We start from the raw sequence: 19625 nt of genomic DNA, 5'->3' as shown, positions 1-19625 counted from the left end.
CTCACCACAGCTCACTCAGTAGGACCAGCACCGCGCCGAGCATCAGGGAGCAGCCCCCCATGCGCAGCCAGCGGTACTTGGCGGCCAGCACCGCGGCGTGCACGGTCGCCTGGCTCAGCAGCCAGCCCACGACGTCCTCGCCTGTCGTGTTCAGCCGGACCAGCAGTTCGTCGGACGGGGTACCGACGAGGAGGTCGTGCAGGAAGGTGTCCTCCGCCCCTATCCGGGTGCGGGGCAGGACGACCGCTATGAGCATCAGCAGTCCGGCGACGCAGAGGACTCCCCCGGCGGAGAGGAGGAAGATCCTCACCGGGGCGAGGGGCTGGTGCAGTCCGTCCTTGGTGAACGCGACGGCGCAGAAGGCGATGGCCCCGGAGAGCAGTATCGCGGCCTTCGTGTCGGCCCTGCCGATGTCCTCGCGGACCGAGACGACCAGGCGCTCGGCCAGATACCTGACGTCGGCGCTCGGTGATCCGTCCGGCCTCAGGGCCGGGACTCCGCCGCTCATTCGTCCCCCCAGTCGTCGAAGTCGGCGCTGGGCCTGGAGCCGCGCCGCGTGCTGCCGTGCTCGTCGTCCCGGTCGGCGCGCTCGCGGCGCGCGTCCCGGTCGCGTTCCGCGGACGACTCCACCCTGGTCGGCCGGTAGACCCGCGGTTCGTCGTCCCACGGGGGGCGGTCCGGTTCGCCGCGGTCGTCCCCGTAGCGGTTCTCCCGGTCGTCCCGGTAGCCGCCGCGCCTGTCGTCGGGGAAGTCCTCCCTGTCGTCCGCCCGGTCGGTTCCGTAGGGCTCCTCGCGTCGGCGGCGGGCGGTGGGGCCCTCCTCCAGCTCGCGCCTCGGCCGCTGTCCGAGCAGCACCTGGTCCGCGACGCCGCCGATCACCGCTCCTCCGCTCTCACGGAGCAGCCGCAGCGTTTCGAACATCTGCTCGCCGATGTCGTGGCGTTCGAGGTGTCCGGTGTCGAGCAGCCGGTTGAAGAGGTTGATGAGGTCGGTCTGTCCCTCGCGCTTCTGCTCCCTGATGGCCTCGCGGATCTCCCACTCCTTGGCGGGGTTGCGCGCCATGAGGTGGATGATCTCGGCCTCCTGGCCGCGGCGGAGCACCGCTTCGAGTTCGGCGGCACGCTCCCTGACGAGCCTGCGCTCCATCGCTTCCTTGCGGCGGTCGGCCTCGGCCCGTGCCTCGTCCCTGGACATGTCGAAGTCGATGTCGTCGCGCTCGCTCTTGCGCTGCCGGACGAGGTCGCTCAGGTCGATGAACACGTGGATACGCAGCCGCAGTCCGAGATCGCGGCCCAGGTCGAAACGGCCCTTGGCCAGTTCCTCCTGCACCGCCTCGTCGGCGCGCTGCGCGTCCGTGAGCCGGAAGCGGCGGGAGAGCTGGCGCAGTGTGAGGAGGAGTTCGCCGTGGAGCAGTTCGCGTACGTCCCAGACGCGCTTCATGACGACTGTGTGCGGCTCCTCGACCTCCCACTGCACCTCGGCCCTGGCGTCGAAGAACTGGGCGTCGCCCGCGGCGGGCAGGGCCAGTTCGAACGAGGTCACGTTCCGGCCGAGCAGCACCTCGAACACGGTGTACGGGGCCCGGAGTCTGGGTCTGTCGTGGTCGTCCCGGCGGTTGGGCCACACCACGCTGTGCCCGCCGTTCTGGTACAGGAGTACGGCGGCGATCTGGCCGCTCTCGCGCCGGTAGGGCGGCCTGCGTTCGCGTACCAGCGGGCCCACGGGGCTGTCCCGGTACTGCTCCACCTCGTCCTCGGTCACCGGCTGCTCCGTCATCCCCGGGCCTCGCCGGTCCGGTGTCCCGTTCTCGGGGCGGCGCTCCGCGTACCGCTGTTCGCCACGTCGGTCACGGTTCTCCTCCGCGGCTCGCTCTTCGTCAGGTGACGGGCTCATGCCCCGGCCCCCTCTCCCACCGCGTCCCACATCGTGCGGGCGGCGGTCTTGTCCAACGGTTCGTCGGGGTCCTTGACCAGTCGCGCCAGCAGGTGACGCAGCCGGTCGCGATCCCTGCGGCCCTCGGCCAGCCGGACCAGGAAGTGGCAGACGAGATCCAACTGGTGGCTGTCCGCGGCGGCCTGGCGCAGCAGGAGGGCGAGGGCGTCCTGGGTCGCGGCGCCGGCGCGTGCGGCGGCCAGCGCGCGCCGCACCAGGGACGCCAGCCGTCCGGTCAGTTCGGGATGGGTCTCCAGCAGGGCGGAGACCAGCATCCGCTTGCCGTGCGCTTCGAGTGCGGTCATGTCCTGGAGGCCCCACAGGAAGGTCGTACGGGTGCGCAGCGCGTGGATCACCGTCAGCAGGGCGAGGTTGGCGGGGCCCCGCCTGGTGTCGCGCAGCCATGCGTCGAGACGGTGGACGACGGTCTCCGGCTCCGGTCCCGCCAGCAGCCGGGTGACGCTGAACGACGCGTCGGACAGGATGTCCGTGTCGTGGGCGGAGTCGGTGTCGTCGTTCGCGCGGACGGCCACCTTGGCCAGGGCGTCGAGCGACGCGGCGACGGAACCGGCCGCCATCCCGTAGCCGTGGGCCAGGACCGCGGTGGTCAGCAGCTCCTCGTGACCGCTCTTCGTCCAGTCCTTGAGCAGGGCGGCGACCGCCGGCTGTACGGACGGCTCACGCGCCGCCTCGGCCAGCGCGGTCGCCGCCGACATCCGCTGTACGGGGCTGTCGGCGGCGGCCATGGGCACGACCAGCTCGCCCGACACGTAGGGCAGGTCCCAGGAGCACAGCACCCCGGCTGCGATGGACGCCCGTACCCACAGGACGGGCCGCGGATCGTCGCACAGGGTCCGCAGCCAGCGGACGAGGGGGCCGCGCACATTGTGGTAGCCGTGCCAGACCTCCCGCAGCACGGCGGTCGCGAGGGCCTCGCCCTGGAAGCGGACGACCCGCACCGGCACCTGGGCGTCGCCGAGGTCCAGCTCGCCGTCCTGGAGCACGGATCTGGCCGCGACCGGCCTGACCGCCGCGTGGGTGCCGAACAGCCTGCGGCCCGTGGGGGTGCCGGGGTCGAGCGTGACCGCCAGCTCCCAGGCGAGCTGTTCGCCCGCCTCCGCGGTGAGGCTGTACGGCGAACCGTTGAAGACGGCGACGGCGATACGGAACGCGGCGGCGCTCAGGGTGGGCAGGGCCTCGGGCAGGGTGCCGGGGCGGTCCGCGCCCGCGAACCAGGTCCTGGCCTGCGCGTCGACGAAGGTCGAGCAGTCGGCGAGAAGCTGACGGTGGGACAGCTCCGCCTTCTGCCGCCGGGCGAGATGGTCGGCGAGCCGCGCGGCCTCGCCGGGCCGCAGCGCGTCCAGGCCGAGCGCGTCGATGACGTCTCGCCCCGCGGCCAACTCCAGGGCCTCGTCCAGTGCGCCGTCGGGTGCGTCCTCCAGAAGCACTTTGAGGTGCTGGAGGAGGACCTTCTCGGCGGGCGGCGAGGAGCAGGCCACTCCGTACCGGCCGCGCAGCAGCCGGTCGGCCACCTCTCCGTTCTCCACGACGAGCACGCCGAAGGCCTCTGCCTTGACGAGCTTGCTCCGCAGGCCGTCGAGGTGCAGTTCGGTCGGTCCGGCCCGCCGGACGCGGGTCCTGCCGCGGCCGTCCGCCTGCTCCGTCTCCTGCCATCCGGTGTCGTCGGACTCGACCGCCAGGAGATGGCCGTGGCCCGGCTGGATCTCCTCGATCTCGTGGACCTTGACGCCGGGGTCGAGCCGGGTCACCTTCTCCCCCGCCACGCCCGCGAGCAGGGAGAGCGCGGTCGCCGTGCGGCCGCTGTTCCGCTCCCCGCAGAGCACCAGCAGTCCGTGCTTGTGCAGCCGCTGCTCCATCTCCTCGTAGTCCGGGGCCTCGCAGTACACACCGGCGAGGCGGGTCAGCTCCTCGGCGGGGACGGGGCCCTGGACCATGGCGTGTCCGCCGCCGATGCCGAGCCGGCCGATGAAGGTGTTGCCTTCGTAGTACTGGCCGTCGGCACCGAAGCCGATGGCGCGGCCCGTCTTGCCGGCGGCGAAGGTCTGGAGGGCCGTGTGCGCCGTACCGGAGCCGCCCGTACCGCCCGCGCCGCCCAGGGGGTTGCGGCCCGCCTGGTCGAAGGGGTTGGGCTCGGGGGGCTCTGGGCCGTCGCCCGGCGCCCGCCGGTCGGCGCCCTTCTCGGGCTTGTCGGCCTTCTTGTCGCCCGCGTTCCGTTCGGGCGACCGGTCCTCGGACTCGTCCTGCGGGTCCGGTACGTCCGGCGCCTCGTCCTGGTCACTCACGCGGGCTCACCCGGCTCCGGGGAGGCGGGGCCCCGGCTCTTGCGGATGCCGGTGAATCCGTGGATCACGTTGTTCTCGAAGTACTGGAGGTCACCCTGGGCGGTGATGACCCTCCCCGTGGAAGGTGGCGGTGGGCCGTCCCCCGGTGTCGGCCCACCGCCGGTCTGTTGCCGCGCCGCGCCGCCGCCGTCCGGAGGCGCGCCCTCGTCGGGCGCCCCGGACACCCCGGCCAGGCCGGAGAGCGCGGACGCGGGTAACCGCGGGATGTGTAACCAGGCGGTCTCGTCCGTCTCCTTGAACCGGACCCGTGTCCTCACGTAGTGCTCGGGCTCCACCTGGCGCCCGCCTTCCGCCACCACGTTCACGTACAGCCAGTCGGAGACGACCAGCAGCAGGTCGGCGCCGGCGGCGCCGGCCATGGTCCGCTTGGCCGTCGGGCTGTCGCAGAGCCGGCAGGCGAGGTCCACCGCCCGGCCCACCAGCCCCCGGCCGTCGTCGAACACGGGGCCCGCGTTCATCCCGATCCGCAGCCGCAGCCGCCGCGCGCTGCCCGCGTTGTGCTCGCGCAGGTACTGGTACAGCGCTTCGAGCCAGCCCCCGACCATCAGGGACGACGGTGTGCCCGGGTCGAGCGCGGTGAGGACGCCGTCCCCGCGGTCCTCCTGGTGACGGCCGCGCGGATCGATGTCCACCGCGGCGAACGCCTCGTCGAACGCGCCGTACAGGGCGTTCCGCATCCGCTTCTTGGCTTCCATCCCCAGCGTGCCCGAACCACTGACATCGCCGAAGACCACCAGTCTGCTGACCGCTCCCACACTGCTCACTGTTCCCCCTGTGCCGTGGTGACAGATCAAGCCTGGCCGCGAAAGGCGGCGGGCGGTGTAGCCGTTTACACAGCCGGAGGAGTTTTCTCCGGCCGTTGCGCACGAGGCCGCTGCGACCGCCGCCCGTCGGCGAGCAGCCGCAGCACCTGTATGTCCGTGACCGTGAGCCGCCGGTTGCCCGTCCGTACGACGTCCTGCTCCCGCAGCAGGCGCAGCGCCTTGGCGACGGCCTCCCGGGTGGCGCCGATCGCCGCCGCCAGGTCGTGCTGGGGCAGCGGCAGTTCGACCACGGTGCCGTCGCCGCCCGTGCGGCCCACCCGTTCCGTCAGCTCCACCAGCCGGGCGGCGAGACGTTGCAGCACGGAGCCGGAGGCCAGCGAGCGGCGCTCGACATCGGCGCTGCGCAGCCGGGCGCTGAGCTGGCGCATGATCAGTGAGGTGGCGTGCGGGCGTGCGGCGAGGAAGCTGCGGAACCGCTCGCCGGAGACAGCCGTGGCCTCGACCCGGCCGAGCGCGGTCACGGTCGCGCTGCGCGGACCCTGGTCGAACGCGGCGAGGTCGCCGACCACTTCACCCGCGCCGCGCAGCGCGAGGATGAGCCGGGCGCCCCGGTCGGTGTCGACGGAGACGACAGACCAGCCCGAGCGCAGAGCGAGGACGAAGGTGGTCGTGTCCCGCTCCCTGAGCATCACCTCGCCCGGGGCGTAGACCCGGCGTGAGCCGAGGGCCAGCAGCGCTCCACGGTCCTGAGGGGTGAGGGCATCAAGGAAGGAACGATTACGCTCGAACAGACTCATACTCACCCCCGTGAGAATTACCTTTTCCGGACAGCCGCCACACTGGCAACAGCCGCCACATGGTGTTGCTTGTTATGCGCCAAGTCTCCTGCGCTGGAAGATTTTTGACTGCCCATCAACTGACAGGGACCGAAACGTTAGGACCTCGTCACAGCCTCGTCAACTCGACCATGATGCTCCTCAAAACCTCCTGTTACCGGTGAAATGGCAGGATCGATTTCAAGACGGTGGCAAACGTGGTAAGCGTGTTGGTCCCGCGTTCGTCTCCGTGCCTGGAAAACACCGTAGGGGGAGGCACTGACAGTGCCTCCCCCTACCTGTGGACAACTCGCGTCGGCGCAGCTCAGAGTCTTGGGTCCACCGGTTCCGACTCCAGGGCCAGCACCGCGAAGACCGCTTCGTGGATCCGCCACAGCGGTTCACCGTCGGCCAGCCGGTCCAGGGCCTCAAGGCCGAGGGCGTACTCCCTCAGCGCCAGGGAACGCTTGTGTCCGAGGAACCGGCCGCGCAGCCGCGTCAGGTTCTCCGGCCGGGTGTACTCGGGACCGTAGATGATCCGCAAATACTCGCGGCCCCGGACCTTGATCCCCGGCTGGACCAGCCGCCCCTTGGCGTCCTTGACCAGCGCCTGGAGCGGCTTGACGACCATGCCCTCGCCGCCGCGCTCCGTCATCTCCCGCCACCAGTCCACACCGCCGCGCACCGAGTCCGGGTCGCCCGTGTCGACCAGCAGCCGCCGGGTGACCTGGAGCAGCCCGGCCGGGTCGTGCTCGACCAGCCGGTCCAGCCAGGCCAACTGGGCGTCGTGCGGCACACCGGCGAGGTTGCGGCCCCGCGCCGCCAGAAGCTGGAACGGCGCCAGCCGCACCCCGTCCAGACCGTCCGTGGTCCAGCAGTACCGCCGGTACGCCTCGGTGAACGCGGTGGCGTCGGCCGCCCGTTCGCGCTGCTCCGCCAGCAGCCCGGCCACCGGTACGCCCCGGGCCACGGCGGCTTCGAGGGCGCCGGTGACCGCGGGGAACGCCGCGCCCGCCGCGGCGCCCACCGCCGCGTACTGGGTGCGCAGCAGGCCGGTCGCCTTCAGGGACCAGGGCATCAGCTCGGCGTCCAGAAGCAGCCAGTCCGTGTCCAGTTCTCGCCAGAGATCGGCGGCGGTCACGGCGGTCCGCAGCCGGCCGAGGATCTCCTCGGTGACCGCGGGGTCGTCGAAGAACGGCCGTCCGGTCCGGGTGTGCAGCGCGCCCGTGACTCCCCGCACACCGAACCGTGCCTCGGCCACGGCCGCGTTCTCGCAGACCAGCACCACCGCGCGGGAGCCCATGTGCTTCTCCTCGCACACGACCCGCGCGACGCCGTCCGCCGCGTACTGCGCGAACGCCTCGGCCGGGTGCTCCAGAAAGCCCTCCTCGTCCGACACGGCCGTCGGCGCCATGGTGGGCGGCAGATAGGCGAGCAGCCGCGGGTCGATCGCGAAACGGCTCATGACCTCCAGGGCCGCCGCCGCGTTCTCCTCGCGCACCGCCAGGCGGCCCATGTGACGCGTCTCCACGATCCGCCGGCCCTGAACATCGGCGAGGTCGAGCGGCCGGCCCTCCCGGCCGCCGGGCGCCTCGGTGGTCAGCGGCTTGGCCGGCTCGTACCAGACCCGCTCGGCCGGTACGTCGACCAGCTCGCGCTCGGGCCAGCGCAGCGCGGTCATCCTGCCGCCGAAGACCGCTCCGGTGTCCAGGCAGATCGTGTTGTTGAGCCACGAGGTGCTCGGTACGGGGGTGTGGCCGTAGACGACGGCAGCCCGGCCCCGGTAGTCCTCCGCCCACGGGTAGCGCACGGGCAGGCCGAACTCGTCGGTCTCGCCCGTGGTGTCGCCGTACAGGGCGTGCGAGCGGACCCGGCCCGAGGTGCGGCCGTGGTACTTCTCGGGCAGCCCGGCGTGGCAGACCACCAGCCGGCCGCCGTCCAGTACGTAGTGGCTGACGAGCCCGTCGATGAACTCCCCGACCCGCGCGCGGAACGCGTCGTCCTCCTTTCCCAACTGCTCGACGGTCTCGGCGAGTCCGTGTGTGAGCTGGACCTTTCTGCCCTTGAGCCAGCGTCCGAGCTTGTTCTCGTGGTTTCCCGGTACGCACAGGGCGCTGCCGGCCTCGACCATGCCCATCACCCGGCGCAGCACCCCGGGGCTGTCGGGGCCCCGGTCGACCAGGTCGCCGACGAAGACGGCCGTACGCCCGTCCGGGTGCGCTCCGTCGACGTAACCGAGCCGGCCGAGCAGGGTCTCCAGCTCCGAGCGGCAGCCGTGGATGTCACCGATGATGTCGAAGGGTCCTGTGAGGTGGCGGAGGTCGTTGTAACGGCGTTCGAGGACGATCCCGGCGCCCTCCACCTCCCGCTCGCCGCGCAGGACGTGCACCTTGCGGAAGCCCTCCCGCTCCAGTCCGCGCAGCGAGCGGCGCAGCTCGCCGCGGTGACGCCTGATCACCCGGCGGGGCATCCCGGCACGCTCGGGGCGGGCCGCGTTGCGTGCGGCGCACACCTCTTCCGGCAGGTCGAGCACGATCGCGACGGGCAGCACATCGTGCTCGCGGGCGAGCCGTACGAGCTGTCTGCGGCTGTCGGCCTGCACGTTCGTGGCGTCGACGACGGTGAGCCGGCCGGCCGCGAGGCGCTTGCCGACGATGTAGTGGAGTACGTCGAAGGCGTCGCCGCTCGCGCTCTGGTCGTTCTCGTCGTCGGCGACCAGGCCGCGGCAGAAGTCCGAGGAGACGACCTCGGTGGGCTTGAACCGGGTGCGGGCGAAGGTGGACTTGCCGGATCCGGTGGCCCCGATCAGCACCACGAGGGAGAGGTCGGGTACGGGGAGGAGGCGGGGCGCGCGGGTGCCGTCGGTGGTCATCGTCCCGCCTCCGTTCCCGTTCCCGTTCTCACAGTCGCTCATGTTCCCGCTCTCGTTCTCGACGGGCCTGTCGTTCTCGCCGGTCATCCGGTCTTCCCCTCCTTCTCGTCCGCCTCGCTCGTCGCGCTCGTCGCGTCGGTCCCGCTCGCGACGAAGACGGCCATCTGCGTGGGCGGCCCCACCTCCGGGTCGTCGTCCCCGACGGGGACATGGGTCACCCCGTAGCCGTGGCGCCGTCCCACCTCCTCGGCCCAGGCCCGGAACTCCGCCCGGGTCCACTCGAAGCGGTGGTCGCTGTGGCGCACGTGACCGGCGGGAAGGGTCTCCCAGCGCACGTTGTACTCGGCGTTCGGTGTGGTGACGAGGACCGTGCGCGGCCGGGCCACGGCGAACACCGCGTACTCCAGCGCGGGCAGTCGCGGCGGGTCGACATGCTCGACGACCTCGCTCAGCACGGCCGCGTCGTACCCCTCGATCCGCTTGTCGGTGTACGTGAGCGCGCCCTGGACGAGCGAGACGCGGTCGGCCTGGCGCTCCCCCATGCGGTCCAGCTTGAGCCGGCGCGCGGCGATGGCCAGCGCCCGTACGGACACGTCCACGCCGACCACACGGGTGAACCGCGCGTCCTTCAGCAGCGCCTGGACGAGCTGCCCCTGGCCGCACCCCAGGTCGAGCACCGTGCTCGCGCCCGCGTCGCGGAGCGCGGCCAGGATCGCGCCGCGTCGCAGCTCGGCGAGCGTGGGCGTCTTCGCCTGCGCGACATCGCCACCGGCTTCGGCTTCGGCGGGTGCCTCCACCTCGACCGCGTTGTCGATGGCCTCGACCTCGATGTCGTCGGTCTCGGCGAGCCTGACCAGTTCGAGCCGGTTCATGGCCTCCCGGGTCAGCCCCCAACGGCGGGCGAGATAGCGGCTGGTGATCAGCTTCTGCTCCGGGTGGCCGGCCAGCCAGCCCTCGCCCGCCCGCAGCAGCTTGTCGACCTCGTCGGGCGCGACCCAGTAGTGCTTTGCGTCGTCGAGCACCGGCAGCAGTACGTAGAGCTGGCGCAGCGCGTCGGCGAGCCGCAGTTCGCCCGCCAGGACGAGCTGTACGTAACGGGAGTCGCCCCACTGCGGGAACCGCTCGTCCAGCACCACCGGGCGCGCCTCCACCGAGGCCCAGCCCAGCGGTCCGAAGAGCTTGCCGACCAGCTCGGCGCCGCCGCGCGCGGGCACCGCGGGGATCTCGATCCGCAGCGGCAGCGGGCTCGCGGCCCGCTCGGGCCGCGCGGCGCAGACGCCGCGCGACGCGCTCTTGAACACCGTGGCCAGTGCGACCGCGAGCAGGGAAGAGGCCGCGTAGGGGCGGTCGTTGACGTACTGCGCGAGCGCCGCGTCGGGGGCGCCGCCCCGCCCCTTCCCCTTGCCCCGCCGGATCAGGGCCACCGGATCGATCTCCAGCAGCAGCGCCGCCGTGCAGCGCTCGGCGGATGCCTCGGGATAGAGCACATGGGCGGTGCCATGTGACGTGGAGAACGTCTGCGTCCGGTCGGGATGCTTGTGCAGCAGAAATCCGAGGTCCGTCGCAGGACGTTCTGGAGTGCCGGTGGTACTGATCGTCAGGAACACCTGATCGAGTATTGCCCGGTCGGCCCGCCACCACGAGGGGTTTTCACCGCGGGCGCCGCCGTCCCCACCGCCGTCCCCACCGCCGGCGCCGGCGCCGTGGCAGTGGCAGTGGCAGTGGCAGTGGCAGTGGCAGTGGCAGTGGCGTCAGCGTCCGGTGGCGCCGGCGAGTTCGGTGATCTCCGCCGGGCCGACCCGGCAGCACCCGCCCACCAGCCGCGCGCCCGCCGCCTGCCAGGAGCGCACCCGGGAGGGGTCGAACGCCGGGGTTCCACGCCAGTCCCGCGCGACGGCGTCCCACTCCTCTCCGCTGTTCGGATAGACGACGACGGGCTTGCCCGTCACCTCGGCGGCGATCTCCACGGCGCGGTCCGTGTCCCCCGGCTCGCAGCAGTTGACGCCCACCGCGATCACCGACGCGTTCCCGGCGGCCAGGGCGAAGGCGTCGGCGAGCGGCTGACCGGCCCGGGTGCGCTCCCCCGCGATGGAGTACGAGAGCCACACCGGCACCCCGCACCCCTCGACCGCGCGCAGCAGCGCCTCCGCCTCTTCGGAGTCCGGCACCGTCTCCAACGCCAGTACATCGGCGCCGGCCGCCGCGAGGGTTTCGATCCTCGGCCGGTGGAAGCGCTCCAGCTCCGCCACCGACAGCCCGTACCGCCCGCGGTACTCGCTGCCGTCCGCGAGCATCGCGCCGTACGGGCCGACCGAGGCGGCCACCCACACCTCACGCGGCTCCACCTCGGCCGCGTGGCGCGCCAACTCCACGCTGCGGCTCAGCAGCGCGCTCGCCTCGTCCCGGCCCACACCGCGCCGCGCGAACCCCTCGTACGTCGCCTGATAGCTGGCGGTGATGAGCACCTGCGCGCCCGCGCGCACATACGCCGCGTGGGCGGCCTCGATCTGTTCGGGGCTGTCGACGAGGAGCCTCGCCGACCACAGCCCGTCGGACAGGTCGCAGTCCTGCGCCCCGAGCTGGTTGGAGAGACCACCGTCGAGGACGACGGTCCCCTCGGCGAGGGCGGCGGCGAGGGTGCGGGCGGGCTTCACGGTGGCTCCAGAGCTCAGGGGCGTCGGACGCTCAGCGGTATCGGGCGGGCCGGCCGGGCCCCGGCCGGGTGACCTCAGGACAGGTGCCCCTGGCCGGGTGGTACCCGACCCGGTGCCCCCGGCCGGGTGGTACCCGTCGGGGCGGCCCCGGGCGGGCGCACCGGCGCGTGCGGGTGGTTCAGCTCAACTGCGACTGGACCTGTGAGGAGATCAGTTCCAGATGGTCGAGATCGTCCAGATCCATCACCTGGAGGTAGATCCGCGAGGAACCGACGGCGGCGTACCGTCCGATCTTGTCGACCACCTCAGCGGGCGAGCCCGCCAGTCCGTTCGCCTTGAGCTCCTCCACCTCCCTGCCGAGAGCGGCGGCCCGGCGGGCCACCTCCGCGTCGTCCTTGCCCACGCACACGACCAGCGCGTTCGAATACACCAGGTCGTCCGCGGCGCGCCCCTCCTTCTCAGCCGCTGCCCGCACCCGGCCGAACTGCCGCTCGGTGTCCTCGACCGAGGCGAACGGGATGTTGAACTCGTCGGCGTACTGCGCGGTGAGCCGCGGGGTGCGCGTCGCGCCGTGTCCGCCGATCAGCACCGGCACCTTGCGCTGCGCGGGCTTGGGCAACGCGGGGGAGTCGGTGAGCTGGTAATACGTGCCGTCGTACGAGAAGGTCTTGCCGACCTCGGTGGCCCACAGCCCCGTCACGATGGCGAGCTGCTCCTCCAGCCGGGCGAACTTCTCCTTGGGGAAGGGGATCCCGTACGCCTTGTGCTCCTCCTCGAACCAGCCGGCGCCCAGGCCCAGTTCGACCCGGCCGCCGGACATCTGGTCGACCTGGGCGACCTGGATGGCCAGGACGCCCGGGAGCCGGAACGTCCCGGCCGTCATCAACGTGCCCAGCCGGATCCGCTTGGTCTCCCGGGCCAGCCCGGCCAGGGTGATCCAGGCGTCCGTCGGCCCGGGAAGACCGTCCGCGGAACCCATCCGCAGATAGTGGTCGGACCGGAAGAAGGCGTCGAAGCCCAGATCCTCGGTGGCCTTGGCCACGGTCAGCAGTGTGTCGTAGCTCGCCCCTTGCTGGGGCTCGGTGAAGATGCGCAGATCCATGGCTCCATCCTGCACCTTCGCGCGCGGTGCCCTCCCCGGTGTCCCCTGTCAGAGGGGCCCCACCGGCGAGTCGGCCGCCTCCTCCCTGCCGCGCCCTCTGCCGCGCCCCCGCCCGTGGTCGCCGCTGTGGTCCGCGCCCCGGTCCCCGACGCGGTCCGGCACACAGTCCGGGACGCGGTCCGGGACGCGGTCCGGGACGCGGTCCGGGATGTGATCCGGCACACGGTCCGGGATGTGGTCCCCGGTACGTCCCCGGTCACGGCCGCCGGCCGGCAGGCCGTCCCACCCCCGCTCGCGCCGCCACTCGCTCGGCCACACCCGTTCCTCCTCCCGGTCCCGCTCCCGCTCCTTCACCCGTTCCCTCTCACGCTCCTGCGTGAGGAGCCGCCGCAGCATCCCACCCACCCGGTCGTTCGACTCGTCCGCCGCGTCGATCGCTTCGATGCACTGCCAGTACAGAGCCTCCTCCTCCGTCGCACACGCCACCGCGACCAGCGCGATGCCCACCTCACCCAGTAACGCGCCGAGCCCGGTCAGCGCCGCCCGCACGTCCCGTACCCCCGAGAGCTGAAGCGCCCGTATCGCTCCGACGCCGAGCCCCGGTATCTCCGGCGGGACGCCGCCGCCCCCGTCCGCCCCGTACAACTCCCGCAGATCGCGCAGATCCCGCGCCTCGCCTCTCAGTTCCTTCGGGCCCCTCAACACCAGCTGATGGCCGACCGCCTGGGCGAGGGCCTGTGCCTGCCACGCCTCCGCGATGACGTCCACTTCCTGCGCGCTCGCCGCCAGGGCATGCCGGCTCACGCCGATGAGCCGTTCCGCATCCATCCGCAGTCCCCATTCCCGCGAGAATCCTGCCCATGAACTCCACTACCCAGAGTGAGCGCATCGGAGCAGAAAAGCTAGAGCATTGCGGAAATCTGTGGACAGCAGGCTCGTTGTGCATAACCTGGCCACTCCGGAGAGTGACAATCGCCCTCAATCGTCATGATCGACAGGTCTCTTGGGCGGGAAGCGGACCTCATTCCGCTCCACCTTCGCGGCGAGCGCCGCGAGGGGGTCGACACCCAGCACTCCGCAGAACTGGAGGAGATACGCGAGCACGTCCGCGACCTCGTCCCTCACCCGGTGGGCCGTCTCCGGGTCCGCCATCACCCGCGCCGACTCCTCGGGCGTCAGCCACTGGAAGATCTCCAGCAGTTCCGACGCCTCGACGCTCAGCGCCGCCGCCAGGTTCTTGGGGGTGTGGTACGGCTCCCAGTCCCGCGCCGCCGCGAACGCGGCCAGCCTCCGCTGCAGTTCCGCCACGTCGAGTTCGGTCACGGCTCCAGGTCTACCACCGTCACACCCGCGCCGGGCCGGGCCGACGACTCCGTACGCCGTGGGACCTTCCTACGATCGCGGGACGGTGTCCGCCGCGATCCCCTCGACCTCCGTGCCGATCGGGGCCAGCAGGAAGACGTTCTTGTCGACCCGGTGCATCCCGCTGCCCAGGCCGAAGACCACCCCGCTGCTGAAGTCGAGGATGCGCTTGGCCACATCGGCCTCGGCGCTGGTCAGGTCCAGCAGCACCGGGATCCGGGCGATGAGATGGTCGGCCACCTCCCGCGCGTCCGCGAACACCTGCACCCGCAGCACGATGAAACGCCGGTGCTGCTCGACGGGTTCGCGGGGGACGGTCGTGTGGTCCACCCGTGAGGGCCACTCGTTGCGGCCCCGCAACGGGACGACCTGGGCGAGGCCCTCCCACTGTTCGTCGGTGGCGTCATACCCGTCGTAACGGCCGTACCTGCTCACCGGACCACCCTGCCCGCACGCTCTGTCTGCATCAGGTCATCCTCCCGCGTATCACCCGTTCGGCCCATCAACGACACGGCTGTGTACGGCTATGTGACGATCGGCTCCCCCCGGACATGACCGAGCGGACGTCGACCGGGCGGACGTCGACCGGGCGGACGTCGACCGGACGGACATGGCCGAGCGGAAACGACCGTAGCGGACATGGCCGACGGGATGGACCCCGCCCCCGTACCCTCCGGGGCCCCATCCTCACATCGAGCGCGCCCTCGTCTCAACGGGACGGCAGCTGCTCCCTCCTGACCTCAAGGCCGGCGGGCGCCTCGATGTGCGCCGTACCGTCCGCGTCGACGGCGATATCGAGCCGGCCGCCCGCGACGTCGAACCCCTCGACCTTCAGCGGCCGGTACGCCTCCGTGAACGTGGGCGCCACGGTCAGGGTGCCGTTCGGGACATCGGCGGCGAGCCCCAGCGCGGACTGGAGGACGAGTACGGACGAGGCCGCCGCCCAGGCCTGCGGACGGCAGGACGCCGGATACGGCGACGGGACCGGGTCGATCGCCGCGCCGTGCCCGGCGAACAGCTCGGGCAGCCGCGCGTCGAAGCCCGCCGACGCGGTCAGCAGCCCGGCCGCGAGCGGCGCCGCGGCGTCCGGGAATCCGGCCCTGACCAGCCCGTGGACCGCGATGGCGGTGTCGTGCGGCCAGATCGAACCGATGTGGTAGCCGTACGGGTTGTACCCCACGGAGTCGCTGCTCAGCGTGCGCAGCCCGTGCCCGGAGTCCAGGCCGGGCCCGCTGATGCGGGCCGCGAGCAGCGCGCTCTCCTCGTGGTCGAGCAGCCCCGTGCCGAGCAGGTGGCCGAAGCCGGAGGTGACGGAGTCCACCGGCCGGCCGTCCCGGTCGAGCGCGACGGCCGGGTACGGGCCGCGCTCGTCCTCCACCCAGAAGCGGCTGCGGAACCGGTCGCGCAGCCGCTCCGCCCACTCCTCCCAGCGGTCGGCGCCCGGCCGGCCGAAGGCGCGCAGCAGGGCGGCGCCGCCGCGGGCCGCCTCGTACGCGTACGCCTGCACCTCGCAGAGCGCGATCGGGGAGGTGGCGAGGCGTCCGTCACGGTGCCGGATCGCGTCGCCGGAGTCCTTCCAGCCCTGGTTGGCGAGGCCCCGGCCGGTGCTGTCGACGTACTTCAGGAAGCCGTCGCCGCCGGCGTCGCTCTGGTCGCCGATCCAGCCGAGGGCCGCCTCGGCGTGCGGCAGCAGCTCCTCGACCTCCTCGGGGGCGAGCCCCCAGCGCCAGGAGTCGTGCAGCAGTGTGATCCAGAGGGGGGTGGCGTCGACGGTGCCGTAGTAGCTGGGCGGCAGGGCGAAGCTGTCGTGGAACGACTGGGCGGCGCGGCGCACTTCGTGCAGGATCTTGCCGGGCTGCTCCTCGGTCTCCTGGTCGGTGCGCACGCCCTGGCGGCGGGCGAGCGTACGGAGCGTTCCCGCGGCGAGTCCGGTGCCCAGCGGCAGCAGCATCCGGGCCGCCCACAGGGAGTCGCGGCCGAAGAGCGTGAGGAACCAGGGGGCTCCTGCGGCCAGGAACTGGTCGGCGGGGCGGCCAGGGGCCGTGAGCCGCCCGAAGTCGGCGGTCGTCGCGCCCTCGTCCGCCGGTACCGGGTCGGTGAGCCGCAGCCGGTCGAGGTCCGCCGCCGACTGGTCGATCCACTGGTCGAAGCGGCGGTCGGCGCTGCGCAGCACCGGCGTGCGCCACGGCACGCTCCGCGCCGTCGGCGCCGGGAACTGGTCGCCGTCCTCGTGGGCCGCGTCGCAGCCCAGTACTGCGGTCCATTCGGCGCCGGGCGCCAGCTCCACGTCGTACGTCAGCCGTCCGGTCGCCGCGTCGACGGCGGCCGGCCGCGGGGCGCTGGTCAGGGTTACGGAGAAGGTGTCCCTGGCCCAGTCGAGCCCGGCGTCCGTGGCGGTGGCGGCGAGGGTGGGCTGCGTGTCGCCCTGCTTGACGCGCTCCATGAGGGCGAGGTCGGTGGCCGCCGTGACGATCAGTGTGACGCGGACGTGCTGCCGCCCCGCGTTGGTGAGTTCGAGGGTCTCCTCCAGGCGGCCGGGGGTGACACGGCGGCGCCGTCGCAGGGTGACCGCGGGGTCCGCGGTCTCCTCGCCCAGGCCGCGCAGCACCCCGCGGAAGGAGGCGCGGTCCGCTCCTTCGAGGGCGCCCCGTACGGGCGCGATCCCGATGCCGTCGGCCTCGACGGTCAGCCGGGCGAGGGCTCTGCTGTCGCCGTGGTAGAAGCCGTCGGCACCGCTGTGGAACTGCCCGTCCGCGTGGGATATCGCGAAGCTCGGCGCGTACAGCGTGACACAGGCGTCGTGCAGGAACGGCTGCAGTCCCTCGGCCGCCGGAATGGCCTCTGCGACGGAGTTCATAGTGTCGTGGGTCTTGACAGTGGTGGACAACAGAGCAGAACCTCTCAGTCATTGGAGCGTTCCAAGAACCCTAACGACGACTTCAGCTCGTTGACAATGGCATTGGAACGCTCCAATCAACTCGTACAGTCATCAGAAGATCCTCAGACCCACCGAAGAAGATCCGCAGACCCACCGCTCCACAGCCCCACCGCTCAGCAGACCCACCGATCACCAGAGCACCAGGTCCACAGATCCACCCGCCAGATTCACCCGTCGATGCGTGAGAACGGTTCCGGAGACAGCCATGCCCCGCTCCACCCAGCCCCCTTCGTCCAAGCCGGGTCCCGTGACCCTGGCCATGGTGGCGCGGCGGGCCGGGGTCTCCCCGCAGACCGTCTCGAACGCCCTCAACGCACCGGGACTGCTCAGGACCGAGACCCTGCAACGGGTCCGCGCCACCGTCGACGCGATGGGCTACCGCCCGCACCGGGCCGCGCAGACACTGCGCACCCGCTCCAGCAAGCTCATCGGGTACGGCATCCGCCCCACCGCCCCCGGTATCACCGCCCCGGTCATGGACCGCTTCCTGCACGCCCTGTCGCAGGCCGCGGACGAGGCCGGCTACCGGATCCTGCTCTTCGCCTCACCGCCCGGCAGCCCGGGACTCGACGGTCACGAGGAACTGCTCGACCTGCACAGCGTCGACGGTTTCGTGCTGAGCGGCACCGACCGCGGCGACCCGCGCCAGGCGTGGCTGGCCAAGCGCGGTGTGCCGTTCGTGGGGTTCGGCCGGATGTGGTCGGGCCGGCAGATCGGTGACTGGGCGGACGTCGACGGCGCGTCGGGCACCGACGCCGCGGTCGAGCACCTGGTGGCCCAGGGCCACCGGAAGATCGGGTTCCTCGGCTGGCCGCGCGGCTCGGGCGTCGGCGACGACCGCGCCGAGGGGTGGCAGCGCGCCATGCGCCGGCACCGGCTGCCCGTACGCGGCCGGCGCGCGCAGAGCGTCGACGACCTGGACTCCGCGCACACCGCCGTACAGCCGCTGCTCGACGCGGGCGTGACCGCCGTGATCGCCGCCAGCGACATGCTCGCGCTCGGCTGCTACCGGGCGCTGCGCGAACGGGACACCGCGCCAGGCCGGGACGTGGCCGTCGTCGGCTTCGACGACTCGCCGACCGCCGCGCTCCTCTCCCCCGGACTCTCCACGATCGCCCAGCCCCTGGAGGCCGTCGGGCGCGAGTGCGTCCGGCTGCTGCTGGCCCGGCTGGCGGCTCCCGACGCGCCGCCCGAGCGCGTCCTGCTCGAACCGTCCCTCGTCATCCGGGACAGCACGCCCCCACCGGGCGGCTGAGCCCGGCCCCGAACCCCCGGGGCGGGCCCGCCCCGTTACCGCCCCGGGCCTTTTCCCCCACGCCCGTACACCCCGTACGCCCGTATGTCCGCGCACGCCCGCACACGCCCGTACGGCCTCGGTCCGCCCGCTCCGCCGGGCGGCCCCGGGCCCGTATCCGAACGTGTGCCGCACATTTCATCTTTTCTGGAGGAATACATGGTCACCCGCACGGCCGTCGCCGCCCTCGTCACCTGCGCGGCGCTGCTGACCGCCACCGGCTGCTCGTCCAGTTTCGACAAGGACAAGGAACCGGCCCAGGCCACCACCGCCAAGCAGAACCTGACCGTACTGATCGCCACGTCCGGGGACGCCGAGACCCAGGCCGTCAAGAAGGCCGCCGCGGCGTACGCCAAGAAGTCCGGCAACACGGTCGACGTCCAGGTCGCCAAGGACATGAACCAGCAGCTCGCCCAGTCGTTCGCCGGGCACAAGCCGCCGGACGTCTTCTACGTCAACTCCGACCAGTTCGCGAACTACGCCAAGGGCGGCTCGCTGTACCCCTACGGGGATCAGATATCCGACGCGGACGACTTCTCGGAGCAGCTCCGCACGTCCTTCTCGTACGACGACAAGCTCGTCTGCCTGCCCAAGGACACCTCCACGCTCGGGCTCGCCATCAACACCGACCTGTGGAAGAAGGCCGGGCTGACGGAGAAGGACTACCCGAAGAGCTGGGCGGAGCTGAAGACCGTCGCCGACAAGCTCACCGGCGACGGCGTCACCGGCCTGGTCACCAGCGACGAGTTCCAGCGCCTCGGCGTCTTCATGAAGCAGGCGGGCGGCTGGATCACCGACTCCGGGCAGACGAAGATGACGGCCGACTCCAAGGAGAACGCCGAAGGCCTCACCTACGTGCAGTCCCTCCTCAAGTCGGGCTCGATGAAGTTCGCCAAGCAGGTCGACACGAGCTGGGGCGGCGAGGCCCTCGGCAAGGGCAAGGCCGCCATGACCATCGAGGGCAACTGGCTCGACGGCGGGATGAAGCTCGACTACCCGGACGTGAAGTACGCCATCGCCCCGCTCCCCACCGGACCGGCCGGCCAGGGCACGCTCGCCTTCAGCAACTGCTGGGGCGTCGCCGCCGACAGCGCGCACCGCGACGCCGGGGTCGACCTGGTGAAGTACCTCACCTCCGCCGACCAGCAGATGGCCTTCGCCGACGCGTTCGGTGTCATGCCCTCGCGCACCAGCGCGCTGAAGACGTACGCCGCGCAGGAGCCCCAGGCCAAGGCGTGGGTGGACGGCAGCGCCTACGCGCAGGGCCCGGTGACCATCGCCGGGTTCGACAAGGTCCTCAGCCAGTTCAACACCGAGCTCCAGTCGCTGCGCACCGCGGACCCGGAGAAGATCCTCGCCGACCTCCAGCGCAACGGCGAACAGGCGATCGCGAAGGGCAACTGAGCCACCATGCCCCTCCGCACCACGCCACGCCGTACGGTGCGCGCCGACCGCGCACCCCGAGCCGCCGGCGCGCCGGGCGAACCTGCCCCGCCCGGCGCGGCCGGTACGACCGCGAAGGGCCGCGC

At 72.1% G+C, this 19625-nt stretch carries 14 protein-coding genes and 1 pseudogene; 2 read left to right on the top strand and 13 right to left on the bottom strand.

The genetic code is table 11. The annotated features are described in order from the left end of the window. Position 1: 1 nt before the first annotated feature. The 13 genes and pseudogenes from ACFXPL_RS20185 to ACFXPL_RS20125 all read right to left on the bottom strand — a co-directional run bounded on the left by ACFXPL_RS20185 (position 2) and on the right by ACFXPL_RS20125 (position 16721). Positions 2–508, bottom strand: coding sequence for a Pycsar system effector family protein (locus tag ACFXPL_RS20185; protein WP_384920992.1), 507 nt, complete (start codon positions 506–508; stop codon positions 2–4). Beyond that, positions 505–1893, bottom strand: coding sequence for a hypothetical protein (locus ACFXPL_RS20180; RefSeq protein ID WP_384920989.1), 1389 nt, complete (start codon positions 1891–1893; stop codon positions 505–507). The genes ACFXPL_RS20185 and ACFXPL_RS20180 overlap by 4 nt, the downstream gene beginning before the upstream one ends. Beyond that, on the bottom strand, positions 1890–4235 hold the full coding sequence (locus ACFXPL_RS20175) for a hypothetical protein (protein WP_384920987.1): 2346 nt from the start codon (positions 4233–4235) through the stop codon (positions 1890–1892). Before ACFXPL_RS20175 ends, ACFXPL_RS20180 begins: the two co-directional genes overlap by 4 nt. Then, entirely contained in the window at positions 4232–5059 is an 828-nt protein-coding gene (locus tag ACFXPL_RS20170; RefSeq protein ID WP_384920984.1) for a hypothetical protein, read from the bottom strand. The genes ACFXPL_RS20175 and ACFXPL_RS20170 overlap by 4 nt, the downstream gene beginning before the upstream one ends. A 65-nt stretch (positions 5060–5124) precedes the next feature. Then, positions 5125–5856 carry a Crp/Fnr family transcriptional regulator gene (locus ACFXPL_RS20165; protein WP_384920981.1) on the bottom strand — a complete coding sequence of 244 codons (732 nt, stop codon included), beginning with the start codon at positions 5854–5856 and terminating at the stop codon, positions 5125–5127. Positions 5857–6199: 343 nt separating this feature from the next. After that, entirely contained in the window at positions 6200–8746 is a 2547-nt protein-coding gene (locus ACFXPL_RS20160; RefSeq protein WP_384921129.1) for a polynucleotide kinase-phosphatase, read from the bottom strand. An 83-nt stretch (positions 8747–8829) separates the two neighbouring features. After that, on the bottom strand, positions 8830–10353 hold the full coding sequence (locus tag ACFXPL_RS20155; RefSeq protein WP_384920979.1) for a 3' terminal RNA ribose 2'-O-methyltransferase Hen1: 1524 nt from the start codon (positions 10351–10353) through the stop codon (positions 8830–8832). Between the two features lie 144 nt (positions 10354–10497). Then, the gene (gene mmuM / locus ACFXPL_RS20150; protein WP_384920976.1) at positions 10498–11400 is read right to left on the bottom strand and encodes a homocysteine S-methyltransferase; all 903 of its coding nucleotides are present in this window, start codon (positions 11398–11400) and stop codon (positions 10498–10500) included. 178 nt (positions 11401–11578) lie between these two features. Next, entirely contained in the window at positions 11579–12502 is a 924-nt protein-coding gene (locus ACFXPL_RS20145) for an LLM class F420-dependent oxidoreductase (RefSeq protein WP_384920973.1), read from the bottom strand. A 330-nt stretch (positions 12503–12832) separates the two neighbouring features. Further along, positions 12833–13330, bottom strand: a pseudogene (locus tag ACFXPL_RS20140) (DUF6099 family protein); the annotation flags it as partial. Positions 13331–13480: 150 nt separating this feature from the next. Beyond that, a complete protein-coding gene (locus ACFXPL_RS20135) occupies positions 13481–13825 on the bottom strand; it encodes a nucleotide pyrophosphohydrolase (RefSeq protein ID WP_384920969.1) in 345 nt (114 codons plus the stop codon). Positions 13826–13894: 69 nt separating this feature from the next. Next, entirely contained in the window at positions 13895–14299 is a 405-nt protein-coding gene (locus ACFXPL_RS20130; RefSeq protein WP_384920966.1) for a cell division protein SepF, read from the bottom strand. Positions 14300–14573: 274 nt separating this feature from the next. Further along, a complete protein-coding gene (locus ACFXPL_RS20125) occupies positions 14574–16721 on the bottom strand; it encodes a glycogen debranching N-terminal domain-containing protein (RefSeq protein ID WP_384920964.1) in 2148 nt (715 codons plus the stop codon). 286 nt (positions 16722–17007) lie between these two features. Between ACFXPL_RS20125 and ACFXPL_RS20120 the strand changes: the two genes are divergently transcribed. Both ACFXPL_RS20120 and ACFXPL_RS20115 read left to right on the top strand, forming a co-directional pair. After that, the gene (locus tag ACFXPL_RS20120; protein WP_384920962.1) at positions 17008–18057 is read left to right on the top strand and encodes a LacI family DNA-binding transcriptional regulator; all 1050 of its coding nucleotides are present in this window, start codon (positions 17008–17010) and stop codon (positions 18055–18057) included. Positions 18058–18255: 198 nt separating this feature from the next. Beyond that, a complete protein-coding gene (locus ACFXPL_RS20115; protein WP_384920959.1) occupies positions 18256–19500 on the top strand; it encodes an extracellular solute-binding protein in 1245 nt (414 codons plus the stop codon). Positions 19501–19625: the final 125 nt, after the last annotated feature.

Origin of the sequence: Streptomyces sp. NPDC059092, assembly GCF_042756365.1 — a bacterium.
In the GTDB taxonomy this organism is placed as follows: domain Bacteria; phylum Actinomycetota; class Actinomycetes; order Streptomycetales; family Streptomycetaceae; genus Streptomyces.
This window is presented reverse-complemented; position numbering and strand designations above follow the sequence as displayed.

Coding starts and splice junctions, on each gene's coding strand:
- ACFXPL_RS20185 (WP_384920992.1), bottom strand. CDS start 508: ATGAGCGGCGGAGTCCCGGCCCTGAGGCCGGACGGATCACCGAGCGCC.
- ACFXPL_RS20180 (WP_384920989.1), bottom strand. CDS start 1,893: ATGAGCCCGTCACCTGACGAAGAGCGAGCCGCGGAGGAGAACCGTGAC.
- ACFXPL_RS20165 (WP_384920981.1), bottom strand. CDS start 5,856: ATGAGTCTGTTCGAGCGTAATCGTTCCTTCCTTGATGCCCTCACCCCT.
- ACFXPL_RS20160 (WP_384921129.1), bottom strand. CDS start 8,746: ATGACCACCGACGGCACCCGCGCGCCCCGCCTCCTCCCCGTACCCGAC.
- ACFXPL_RS20145 (WP_384920973.1), bottom strand. CDS start 12,502: ATGGATCTGCGCATCTTCACCGAGCCCCAGCAAGGGGCGAGCTACGAC.
- ACFXPL_RS20125 (WP_384920964.1), bottom strand. CDS start 16,721: ATGAACTCCGTCGCAGAGGCCATTCCGGCGGCCGAGGGACTGCAGCCG.
- ACFXPL_RS20120 (WP_384920962.1), top strand. CDS start 17,008: ATGCCCCGCTCCACCCAGCCCCCTTCGTCCAAGCCGGGTCCCGTGACC.
- ACFXPL_RS20115 (WP_384920959.1), top strand. CDS start 18,256: ATGGTCACCCGCACGGCCGTCGCCGCCCTCGTCACCTGCGCGGCGCTG.